An 11,252-nucleotide genomic window follows, 5' to 3' on the forward strand; every position below is an offset into this window, starting at 1 on the left:
AAAGGATTTATCGCAATGTGTCTGCCTTATCTCTTTATACGGTTACACACAAGTTTACTCTTTCCCTCATTGCTCATAAGGGCAAATACAAGGGCAAGAAAATCTCATAACAAGATATAACAAAGTGTGGCAATCGGAGAACTGTGATGTATGTGCGAATATATTATAACGGAGGATTTTTCAATGGACAAGTACATTTACGATGATAAAAATGGTCTGTGGTATGAACTGCAAGGAGATTATTATATCCCATGTCTTATCTTACCAGCCGAAAAAGAACAGCCTATTGGTTTGTGGGGACAGCGGCACTTGCGGTATCTGAAAGAATACCGCCGAGCCACCTACATAACCTTGTTCACAAGCGGCAGACTGAACAATTACCTTGCTGACATCGACAGGCAGGCGCAGGAACGCATGGAAAGGCTCACAGAGCAGATGAAACGGGTGCAGGGTATTACGGAGCAGTTAAAGGCGGAAAACGCTTTGGAATGGACACAGAGAATGAATAACATACGGGCGTGTGCAAAGGAGATTGTGGAAAAAGAAATCATCTTTGCATAAGAAGACAGCGGTAGGATTTAGTTTTCCTACCGCTGTTTCACTTAAATCAAAAAAATATATTGACATTTTTCTATGTGTTGCATATAATAACACATAGACATTTATCTATAGGAGGTGATTGAGAGAGATGGATGAAAAAAGAATTGCGGCAATTTTCAAAGCGTTTTGTGATGAAAACCGCATTAGGATTATAAAACTGCTGCGTTCAGGTGAAAAATGTGCTTGCAAGTTGCTAGAAGAAATCAATGTCACGCAGCCTACGCTTTCCCACCATATGAAAATTCTTTGTGACGCTGAAATAGTTGTCGGGCGCAAAGAGGGAAAATGGACACACTATTCTATTTCAGAAAAAGGTGTGGAACAGGCAAAAGAATGTTTGCGGCAGTTGACAACACTTGATGTTGAAAGCGAAAATAAGTCGTGCTGTGAAAAGTGAGGAAGTTTATTTGAATGCTTTTCCGCACGACTTATATTCGGAATATTAAATCGACATATTTCAATATGACTATATGAAAGGAGCTTTTTATGGAGGCACTAAAAACAATTTGGGACTTTTTTCAAAATGAAGTCCTCGGTATGAACTGGCTGAATCGTCTCATTGAAACAATTTTGAACGCTTGCGGTTTAGATACCACGGGCAAAATAGGAGCGAGTATTCAGTTTTTCATCTATGATACCATAAAAATTATGGTACTGCTTGGCGTTTTGATTTTGATTATCTCGTATATTCAAAGTTATTTCCCGCCCGAAAGAGCAAAAAAGATACTCGGCAGATTTCACGGCATATGGGCGAATATCATCGCAGCTCTGCTCGGTACGGTAACACCGTTTTGCTCGTGTTCCTCTATTCCGCTGTTTATCGGATTTACAAGCGCAGGCTTACCACTTGGAGTTACATTCTCCTTTTTGATTTCTTCGCCGATGGTTGACCTCGGAAGCCTTGTCTTACTGATGAGTATTTTCGGCTGGAAAGTTGCTGTTTTATATGTAATATTCGGTTTAGTAATCGCTGTGGCTGGCGGAACGATAATTGAAAAGCTGCACCTCGATAATCAAGTGGAAGAATATATCCGAAACGGTCACTCAATTGATGTTCCGCAGGAGGAGCTGCATTTCAAAGACCGTATGAAATTTGCGTGGGAACAGGTTGTTGAAACCGCTAAAAAGGTTGCTCCTTATGTTCTGATTGGCGTGGGCATTGGTGCTTTCATTCACAACTGGATTCCTGAAGAATTTATTGTCAAAGCACTTGGCGAAAATAATCCGTTTGGCGTAATTCTTGCTACGATAGTAGGTATTCCGATGTATGCGGATATTTTCGGTACAATCCCGATTGCAGAAGCCCTGCTTGCAAAAGGTGCTTTGCTCGGCGTTGTGCTTTCCTTTATGATGGGCGTTACAACGCTCTCGCTCCCTTCAATAATTATGCTTCGCAAAGCAGTTAAGCCGAAACTGCTCGGTATTTTCATTGGAATATGTGCCGCTGGTATTATTATTGTAGGCTATCTTTTCAACGCAATACAATATTTAATTGTTTAATTTTAGGAGGTTATTATTATGGCATTATTTAATTTTGGAAAGAAAAAGGAAGAAGAAAAGAAAACACCTGCTTGCGCTTGTAGCTGTGGTTGTGCTGCCAGCGAAGCAGAAAGCATTACAAACGATTGCTGTCCTGATTTGAAAGAGGGAGAAATCTGCTGTATCAAAGTGTTGGCAGGTTGCAAATCCTGCCACGAACAATTTGAATACGCAAAACAGGCGGTAAAGGATATGGGACTTTCCGTAGAGGTCGAATACATTACCGACATGCAGAAAGTAATGGAATACGGGGTTATGAGTATGCCTGCCCTTGTTGTCAATGAAAAGGTTGTTGCTATGGGCAAGGTTTTGAAAGCCGTTGATGTAGTTGCTCTGCTGCACAAGCTGGGGTTTTAATGATGGATAAGAAAAAGGTAGCCTTTATTTGTGTGCATAACTCCTGCCGCAGTCAGATTGCAGAAGCACTTGGAAAACATTTGGCGGGAGATAAGTTTGATTTCTATTCTGCTGGAACAGAAACAAAACCACAAATCAATCAGGATGCTGTGCGGCTTATGAAACAGCTTTATGGGATAGATATGGAGAAAAGCCAGTATAGCAAGACGATTGATAAAATCCCCACGCCTGATATTGCGATTTCAATGGGGTGTGATGTCGGCTGTCCCTATATCGGTAGAGCATTTGATGATAATTGGGGTCTTCCCGATCCGACGGGCAAAAGTGATGAATGTTTTATACAGGTCATTGAGAGAATATCTCAAAAAATAAAAGACTTGAAATTAGAAAAGTAACATGAAAGCCACAGAATGGATATATTGCCCTATCTGCGGCAATAAAACTCGCACAATGATACGGGAAGATACAGAATTAAGAAACTTCCCTCTCTACTGTCCGAAGTGCAAAAAGGAAACAAGCATCAATGCTCAGGATATGAAAGTCACGCTTGCAGAACACAAATAAGATTTTTATGTATGCCGCCGCATGGGTGATACCATAGCGGCGGTTTTTCGTGCCTATCGGCTGTCTCTGTCAAAGGATTTCTTTCTCTGTCTCGGCTGGTTTCTCTGCTTACCCTCCGCCTGAAGCTGACGCAGGCGTTTCAGCACGCTCTCTCGTTCAGGCGGCTTTGCCTGCTCTTTTTTGGCGGGTTTCTGTTTTTCCCTGACCTGTTGCTCCCATGCGGCAAGGTCACGATTGAACTGCTCCACAACAGCCTCCGCCTTACGGTAGGTTGCCATGTACGCCTGCACATCGGGATAACCGTCCTCTTTCAGAACATCGGGCAGTTTATCCAGCTTTTCAGCGATTTCCTTTTCTGTCCGCTGTATCTGCTCTGTGAGCGCCTTGCGCTCCTTACCCTTGAAAATCCCTTTTGTATCGGCAAGCTGTTGTTTCAGCTTCGGAAGTACCGTATCCTGCAAATGCCGGATTTCTTTCGCCTTATCCTGCGCCTTTATCATCAGCTTTTGCATGGTACGGAACTCTGCCATATCTATTTCAAGGACAGGCTTCGGCGGCATATCGTGTTCACGGATTAAGTTTTGCAGGAAGTCCTTAGCCTTGTTTACGATACTGCGGAACAGACCCGGCAGCCAGCCCTTGCTTTTGATAGACTGGCTCGCCTTTTCGTGTATCTCTGTCTGCTTGACTTCTAAAATCTTTGCTTCGGAGATACCTGATAATAACGCCATATCCGCTGTCCTGTTCCATTCCTGCCTTGCGGCATTATCGGCTTTGATTTCGTCCTCTTTGGGATTATTTTTGCCGATTTTCTTGGCCGGAAGATAGACGCTGTTTTTATCAAATACCTTTAAGTGCTGCTCAGGATCGGAGATATGGCAGTTAATAAGTTCTGTATACACTTCCTTTATCTCTCGGAGAAAAGGCTCTCCCTTAAAGCGTGTATCTTTGGTAGTAAACAGATGGCTTTCGTATACCTCGCCTTTTTTGATGACGGTACAGCCTTTCCGTATCTGCCCGTCCTCCCCCGTGATTTCCTTTTTGGTGCGGACACGCTTTCCAGTCTCGTCAAAGAACACGCTGCGGGAAGCAACCTTTACATCAGGTTCGGGGAGCAACCTCCTCTCGCTGAAAATCAGATGGATATGATAATTTGTCTTGCGCTTGTTGTGGTGGAGGGCGGACACGCACTCCACACCGTACCGCCTGCGGAACTCCTCTGTAAAGTCCGTGAGTACCTGCTGCGGCTCGTATTGCGTATAGATTTCGGGCAAGGCGATAATCAGTTCCCTTGCTTCGATACATTTGCCCTCTGTGCCGCTGCGCTGAAACTCCTGCTGGCTTTCCCTTGCAAGGTTGCTCCAAAAGGTGCTGTCGGCGGTGCGGTAGGTGGCATAGAGATTTTCCTGCCTTGCATGGCTTGTAATATACGATATTCGCCCTTTGACATTGGGCAGTTTTGACATCTGGATAAAACTGTGTCTCGGCATACATCATCTCCGTTTTCTGTTGTCAAGGTGCGTCCTTTTTTTGCAACCGTTTACGGTTGTGGCTGTCGCTGCGGCAGCGGTGACAGCCCCGTATCATACGCCGCAGGCGGTTGATACGGAAGCCCCCTGCAAGGGCGAAATACCCGGAGTACAAATCGAAGATTTGTGCGAGGGGTGTATTTCGCTCTCAAACGCCGAGGGCTTAGGGTTACTTTCCGAAAAGAGAATGGATGGTCATTCCACTCTGCGGACATCATCGGGCTTCAGAAGATTTCTTCCCTGATTGACCGTCAGAAACCGTTCCAGCGTGTCCCTGCGGATAATGGTCTTGCGCCCCACTTTGAGGACGGGCAGCTTTCCCCATTCCACCAGCTTCCGCATGGTGTTCCTGCCGATACCCGTACATTCTGCGGCTTCCTCTATGGTAAGTCCCATTTTGACTGCGCTCATTCTATCAACCTCCTTTTAGAATACTCATTTTGCAACTACTGTTTTATCATTATACTTATTCTGCCATCTCTTGTCAACCTATTTTGCAACCATTCATAGTTTATTTACAACTTTCATTGAGATAAAGGTTGCAAAATAAGTATCGGTGTGTTATACTGATACCAGTCAGGAGGTGAACACCTTGAAAAAAGAAACCACATTCACCGCAAAACAGGTCGGTAGGAGGATTAAGGAACGCCGCACAGAGTTAAACATTACCATGCCGGAACTTGGCAGGCGTGTAGGCGTGAACAAATCCACCATTCAGCGGTATGAAGCGGACGGAGTTGATCCGAAGCGCACAATGGTTATCAACGGTCTTGCGGAAGCGTTGCTCACAACTCCCGAATGGCTGACAGGTCTTTCCGATGATAAGGAATATGACACCTATACTCTTTGCCAGCGGGATATTGAGGAACACATCAGGAAATATCTGGACACAGTTTCCTATACAGTAAAGGGCGAGCCGCACCAGCAGCTTCTCACGACATTTCTCGGCAAGATGGTTGACCTGTATACGGTTATGACCTGCTACTTTGCTGATGCTATGGAGGAAGTTGACCGTGTGGCGGAGGACAAAGGGCTGAAAGAGTCTCTTGGACGGTACGCCATAGAGTCCGGGGCAATCATGGAACAGGTATACCGCAAGAAGATGGAAGTACCGATTGAGGATATGAAACGGTTTTTAGACGGGATTTTACATATCCACGATGAGGGGCGCACAAGAATGTCGATGGGCGCACTTTTCGGGATAGTGGAGGAAGCCGAAGAAAGGCTTTCCGAAAAAGAAAATTCCGTGGCACCTTGACAAGTAAAGACGCCAGTTGACTTTCACTGGCGGAAGTGACACAATTACTTTACGCACACCATATGTCACAGTCCCGATTGCCACGGATAGAAAGGAGTTTTTTATCTATGGCAAAAGGTTCTGTAAGAAAGAAAGGCAAAAAGTGGTACGGACGCTTTTATATTGAAGATGAAAGCGGCAGAAAAGTGCAGAAAGAGTTTGCAGGCACAGAGAGCAAGGCGGAAACAGAAGCCATGCTCCGCAAAGCGATAGCGGACTATGAGGAAAAGCAGTTTGTCGGGAAAGCGGAAAACATCACGGTAGGCGATATGCTGGATATGTGGGTAGAGGAAGAACTGAAACCCGGCAACTTAAGCAACGGGACGGTCATGTCCTATCAGGGAACGGTCAACCGTATCAAGCAATATCCCATTGGCAAACGCAAGCTGAAAACCGTGACCGCCGACCATTTGCAGGCGTTCATTGATTTTCTGAGCTACGGTGGGACAAACCCGGACGGGACAACTTCAAAGCCCATGAGCAAAGGATATATGCTCCTGTTCTCGGCGGTGTTGCAAAATTCCTTCCGCTTTGCGGTTTTCCCGAAAAAACTGATTACCTTTAACCCTATGCAGTATGTGAAGCTGAGGGGCAGGAAGCAGGAAACGGATATTTTCTCGGACAGTGAGGAAGATACTTCCAGTATTCCTACTATCACCCATGAACAGTTCCAAAAGCTGGAGGAATTTCTCAAGGCAAAAGATAATCCCGCCTTGCTGCCTGTGCAGATAGCGTACTACACGGGGCTTCGTATCGGGGAAGTATGCGGCTTGACTTGGCAGGATATTAACCTTGAGGAACAATATCTCACGGTACGCCGAAGCATGCGCTATAACGGAACAAGGCACACAACCGAAGTGGGAACGACAAAACGGAGCAAAGTCCGCACCGTTGATTTCTGCGACACGCTGGCGGCAATCCTGCGGGCGGCGAGAACAGAACAGCGCAAAAACCGTTTCCGCTACGGGGAGTTTTATCACCTGAACTACTACAAAGAAGTAAAGGAAAAAGGGCGCACCTATTATGAGGTTTACAGCCTGCAAAGGACAGAGGAAGTCCCGGAGGATTACAAGGAAATCTCCTTTGTCTGCCTGAGAGCAGACGGGGCGTATGAAGCGCCGAGTACGGTAGGGATTATGTGCAGGGCGGCAAAGAAGAAAGTGAAAGGGCTTGAAGATTTCCATTTCCACACGCTCCGTCACACCTACACAAGCAATCTGCTTTCCGGCGGCGCAAAGCCGAAAGATGTGCAGGAACTTCTCGGACACTCCGATGTCAGTACCACAATGAACATCTACGCTCACTCTACAAGGGAAGCGAAGCGCACTTCCGCAAGGCTGCTGGATAAGGTGGTCGGCGGGGAATAAAAAGTTGCCCTTGTTTCGGCTCGTAAGGGCAAAAACAAGGGCAAACAGATAAGGTTTGAATGAAAAACAGGCGTGAAGCCTTGAAAAATCAATGGTTTTTGAGGATTAGATAGTTAAATTCCAATTTGTTTCTACGACAACTTTACCATACTTCTTTCTATCTGTGAATACATACTATTCTTTAAGATGATGACAATTCTAAGATTTTTGTATTACATAGGTCAGCAGGTCGATCTGTTTCTCTCTCTGCACCACTTCCGGCGCAACATAAGGCATAAATATCATCTCCTTTCCTGCCCGTGATTGGATATTCCATAAGTTATTTCTGATATCCGGGCATAAAAATAGCCGGATGATCTTCTTTTCTTGAAAACCATCCGGCTATGTACTATAAGTTTTTATTTTATTTTTACTTATGTAGTTAAATACGATACGAATCCGCTACTGACTCTAACTTTTTATAATCACAATGGAATTTAAGGACTTTTCCAGTTTTTATCTGCTTTTCATATATTTTCGTTGCTTTTTGTCGAATGCCATCCTGCACATTTTTACAAAAAGCATACTCTTTATATGTCAATACCCGCCAGTCATGCTCGTCTTTTGGTATATCTGACGTCAACTCTAAATCCACATAAGAAAACACTCCATCTATCACTGGAATCATCTTTTTAATCTCAAGAATAGAAAGGATTCGTTTCTTATAGTAGTCAAAATCTTCTGCTGGAACGCCTTTTTTTGCCAATGCTGCAGTGTTTGTAACATTCACAATAATATCTTTGTCATCATAAACAGCCGTCCGCATATCAATAATTTCATATATCCTATAATATGATTGATGTACATCTGCCCAGGATTTGTGTTTCTCTTTTGCAGAAGTAAGCGGTATTACATATTTTCTGTCATGATTTGTTACCAATATTCCCAGAAATGGCTTTTTTGCGTAATCCGCACTTCTTCTATACATTACTTCACTATCGACATCATGCAGTGCCTGCAAATAATTTAAATCTACCTGAACAATTTTAAACTCTTTGAATTTCATTGTACTTCTCCTAAAAATATAGGGGAAGCATTTTGCTTCCCCTATAAGCCTTATCGTCTCCCATTTCATAATCTCAAAGATTATATTCTTCGGTAGGGAATCACCAAATCTTTATCGTCTCTCACTTCAACGCCTTTGGTGGAGAATCACCACACGTTATCGTCTCCCATTTCATAATCTCAAAGATTACTAAGGCAGGGAATCGCCTTTCTTTAATTATAATTATACACGCTTTCACATTGATGTCAAGATACCCTCGCTGCTCCTACTTGTGTCTGCGTGTATATAATAGTATATGCGATAATTTAAAAATTACAAGATTTTTTTTAGATTGCCCCGATCTTTTTCAGATACGCATATCCGTCCGTATGCCCCCGGAAATAGATCTGGCAGCGTTCTATCGTCTCTTTCTCAAACATCCTGCTCATATATTGCCTCACAATTTCATGTTCCTCGGCAGTAAGGCTGATGGCTCCACTCCCTTCTGTCACTTCCAGAATAAACGGATATCTGCTCTCCATCTCTCCCAGTTCCTGGCACATATTGGCATAGTCCTCGTCCTGTTTTTTCAGATCCACCATGATATCGCTGTCGATCTCCATAAAACTGTCTTTGATCCGCTCCACCAGATCATAAAAATCTGTCTTCTCCAAACTGTTCATCCTCTCTGTTCTGCTAATCTGTTCTCATTTCTTACTATATCCAGTTTTCAATCTTTCTACAATCCAGTCTGCTATTTCCTACAAAAGTTCCAGTAGCTGCAGCACTTCTATGGTATGCTGACATCCCATGAGATAAAGCTGTATCCGTTCATAATCTTCCCGGTCTGCGTCCAATGCGAGAAATCTGGACAGTGCTTTTGTCTGTTCCAGCGTCAGATTCATCGGCGTTTCGATTTTATCCCGGTCGATCAGCGTGGAAATAAACGGATATTGGGAAAGAAGTTTGTCGCTTTCCTCTACAATCCGGCTGTATTGTGGGGACGTTTTCAGGCGCTTTTTGCAGTTCTCACTGACGGTATCTACGACAGCACACATCCAGATCGGCAGATCATCCGTATCGATCTCTGCTATCTTCATAGCCTTTCTTTCCCTCCTTTCCTCTGCCACTATAGCAGAGATTGCCTCTCCCGGCGATTGTGCGTTTCTGCTGTTCGCACATCAGGCAGGCTATGTACCACGGTATCAGTCTCCCGATACCGCTTTTCTTACCGCACCCAGGCCGTTTTTTCCCGTTCCGGCTCGATTTCCTCTGTTTCCGGTTCTTCCTCCATCACAACCCGGTCTTTCTTATCCATATCCAGAAGCACGTTCAGTTCCCCCAGCCGTGCCACTTTCTCTGCCAGTTCTTTTTCCTGCGGAAATTCTTTCTGCGCCTCCACTTTCGCTGTCTCCAACTGGCTTTTTGCCGTCTCAAGCTGTTCCCGGCAACGGGAAAGATTGTCCGGCAGCTCATTCATCTTATTGTCAAGCCTTGTGATATTTCCATAAATGTCCGTTCCAAGCGGCACTTTATAAGTTCCTTTTCCATGTAACGCAATCACAAATTCCTGGCCGACAGAAGAATAGGACAGCTCCATCGAAAGTCCACGATAAGCCCCCAGTAACACAGGCTCCGGAGATTTCATGGCTTTGCAGGCGTCAATAATTGCCTGTCCTGCCTCCTTTTTCTCCGTGTAAGAGTGATCCCCGATCTGCATGACTGGAAAGGTTTCCCGATCCAGCGGTGTGTGCGCCTTGACCTGGGCAATGTCTGCCTCATACTGCGTGATCCATGTCTCCTGCTCTCTGATCCGTGCCGGAAGATGTTTTGCCACCTGATCCTCCATCTCATATTTCTGGTTCAGAAAGCTCTGCTTTAATAGCTGCAGCCTGGATACCTGTATATCCAGATCCATCTTTTCTTTGATGTGCGGGTTTCCGGTGGCAAGCGCCTTGATCTCCGCATAGGACAGAGCCACTTCGTCTATGTCCTCCACACTCCGGGCCGGACTTTTGGAAGTCATGATCTGGCTGATATATTTCTGCTTGTTCTCAATGGTCTGATAGAGATAAGCGTCAAAGGTTCCTTCTGTCACATACCGGATGATCTCTACTTTCGGGTTCTGATTTCCCTGCCGGATGGTCCTGCCCGCTCTCTGCTCCAGATCCCGTGGACGCCACGGGCAGTCCAGGTCGTGACTGGCAATGATCCGGTCCTGCACATTCGTGCCTGCGCCCATCTTAAACGTACTGCCCATAAGGATACGGACAGCGCCCCGCCGGACTTTGGAAAATAGTTCCTTTTTGCGCACATCCGTATTGGCGTCATGGATAAAGGCGATCTCCTCCGGCGGGATTCCCCTTGCCAGAAGTTTCTCCCGGATGTCATTGTACACGCTGAATGTGCCGTCTGTTTTTGGTGTGGACAGGTCACAGAACACAAGCTGCGTCAGCTTTTTCTCTTTTCCGTCTTCCCAGTGCCGGTAAATTTCTTCCACGCAGGCGTTGACCTTGCTCCCCGGATCATCCGGCAGGAGCGGGTTGGAAAGTCTCTGGTCCAGAGCCAGTTTTCGCCCGTCATTGGTTATCTTGAGCATGTTGTCTTCCCTTGGATTGACTTCATTGTTCCGCACTCTCTCCGCACGGTTTCCCAGTTCTTCCACCATTTCTTCCTGCAATTCGGTAGGTTTTACTTTTACCACCCGGTATTCTGCCTCCGGCACAGGCAGATTCAGCATATCTGCCGTCTGGATGTCAGCCACTTCCCGGAACATCTGCATAAGTTCCGGCAGGTTGTAAAACCGGGCAAACCGTGTTTTCAGCCGGTAGCCGTTCCCCTCCGGTGCAATCTCCAGAGCAGTCACAGTCTCCCCAAAAGTAGACGCCCATGCGTCAAAATGCTGTAAGTTTTTCTCCGCCAATGTTCCATACTGCAGATAGCGCTGCATGGTATAAAGTTCATAAGGTAGGAAA

General features: G+C 45.4%; 14 protein-coding genes. 8 read left to right on the forward strand and 6 right to left on the reverse strand.

The annotated features are described in order from the left end of the window. Positions 1 to 183 precede the first annotated feature (183 nt). The 6 genes from BKD12_RS15690 (at position 184) to BKD12_RS16590 (ending at position 3,060) form a co-directional block, all read left to right on the forward strand. Positions 184 to 561 (forward strand): TnpV protein, encoded by a 378-nt coding sequence (locus tag BKD12_RS15690; protein ID WP_002586617.1) that lies wholly within the window; start codon positions 184 to 186, stop codon positions 559 to 561. A gap of 127 nt (positions 562 to 688) precedes the next feature. After that, positions 689 to 997 (forward strand): ArsR/SmtB family transcription factor, encoded by a 309-nt coding sequence (locus BKD12_RS15695; protein WP_002586618.1) that lies wholly within the window; start codon positions 689 to 691, stop codon positions 995 to 997. 89 nt (positions 998 to 1,086) lie between these two features. Beyond that, complete coding sequence (locus tag BKD12_RS15700) at positions 1,087 to 2,100, forward strand: permease (RefSeq protein ID WP_070090296.1); 1,014 nt, start codon at positions 1,087 to 1,089, stop codon at positions 2,098 to 2,100. A gap of 18 nt (positions 2,101 to 2,118) precedes the next feature. Continuing rightward, on the forward strand, positions 2,119 to 2,496 hold the full coding sequence (locus BKD12_RS15705) for a thioredoxin family protein (protein ID WP_059003093.1): 378 nt from the start codon (positions 2,119 to 2,121) through the stop codon (positions 2,494 to 2,496). A 2-nt stretch (positions 2,497 to 2,498) separates the two neighbouring features. Then, positions 2,499 to 2,891, forward strand: a complete 393-nt coding sequence (locus BKD12_RS15710; RefSeq protein WP_070090297.1) for an arsenate reductase ArsC — start codon at positions 2,499 to 2,501, stop codon at positions 2,889 to 2,891. Between the two features lies 1 nt (position 2,892). Beyond that, positions 2,893 to 3,060 (forward strand): cysteine-rich KTR domain-containing protein, encoded by a 168-nt coding sequence (locus BKD12_RS16590; protein WP_074141147.1) that lies wholly within the window; start codon positions 2,893 to 2,895, stop codon positions 3,058 to 3,060. Positions 3,061 to 3,113: 53 nt separating this feature from the next. Here BKD12_RS16590 and BKD12_RS15715 read toward each other — a convergent pair whose 3' ends face one another. Together BKD12_RS15715 and BKD12_RS15720 are read right to left on the reverse strand one after the other, a co-directional pair. Beyond that, complete coding sequence (locus BKD12_RS15715) at positions 3,114 to 4,550, reverse strand: MobA/MobL family protein (protein ID WP_002586622.1); 1,437 nt, start codon at positions 4,548 to 4,550, stop codon at positions 3,114 to 3,116. Positions 4,551 to 4,784: 234 nt separating this feature from the next. Continuing rightward, positions 4,785 to 5,000: a helix-turn-helix domain-containing protein gene (locus BKD12_RS15720; RefSeq protein ID WP_002586623.1), complete on the reverse strand. Its 216-nt coding sequence runs from the start codon at positions 4,998 to 5,000 to the stop codon at positions 4,785 to 4,787. Positions 5,001 to 5,181: 181 nt separating this feature from the next. Here BKD12_RS15720 and BKD12_RS15725 point away from each other — a divergent pair, with 181 nt between their 5' ends. Both BKD12_RS15725 and BKD12_RS15730 read left to right on the forward strand, forming a co-directional pair. Beyond that, positions 5,182 to 5,847, forward strand: a complete 666-nt coding sequence (locus BKD12_RS15725; RefSeq protein ID WP_002586624.1) for a helix-turn-helix domain-containing protein — start codon at positions 5,182 to 5,184, stop codon at positions 5,845 to 5,847. 107 nt (positions 5,848 to 5,954) lie between these two features. Beyond that, a complete protein-coding gene (locus tag BKD12_RS15730; RefSeq protein ID WP_002586625.1) occupies positions 5,955 to 7,253 on the forward strand; it encodes a tyrosine-type recombinase/integrase in 1,299 nt (432 codons plus the stop codon). 421 nt (positions 7,254 to 7,674) lie between these two features. Here the strand turns inward: BKD12_RS15730 and BKD12_RS15735 are convergent, their stop codons facing one another. The 4 genes from BKD12_RS15735 to BKD12_RS15750 form a co-directional block, all read right to left on the reverse strand. Then, positions 7,675 to 8,298: a type III toxin-antitoxin system ToxN/AbiQ family toxin gene (locus BKD12_RS15735; RefSeq protein ID WP_070090298.1), complete on the reverse strand. Its 624-nt coding sequence runs from the start codon at positions 8,296 to 8,298 to the stop codon at positions 7,675 to 7,677. A gap of 326 nt (positions 8,299 to 8,624) precedes the next feature. Then, entirely contained in the window at positions 8,625 to 8,960 is a 336-nt protein-coding gene (locus BKD12_RS15740; protein ID WP_070090299.1) for a DUF6664 family protein, read from the reverse strand. A 78-nt stretch (positions 8,961 to 9,038) separates the two neighbouring features. Beyond that, a complete protein-coding gene (locus tag BKD12_RS15745) occupies positions 9,039 to 9,377 on the reverse strand; it encodes a DUF6664 family protein (protein WP_070090300.1) in 339 nt (112 codons plus the stop codon). Positions 9,378 to 9,505: 128 nt separating this feature from the next. Continuing rightward, positions 9,506 to 11,252: helicase-like domain-containing protein (locus BKD12_RS15750; protein WP_330385639.1), on the reverse strand; the 1,747-nt coding region annotated here is incomplete at its 5' end.

Source organism: Merdimonas faecis, assembly GCF_001754075.1.
Classification (GTDB): Bacteria; Bacillota; Clostridia; order Lachnospirales; family Lachnospiraceae; genus Merdimonas; species Merdimonas faecis.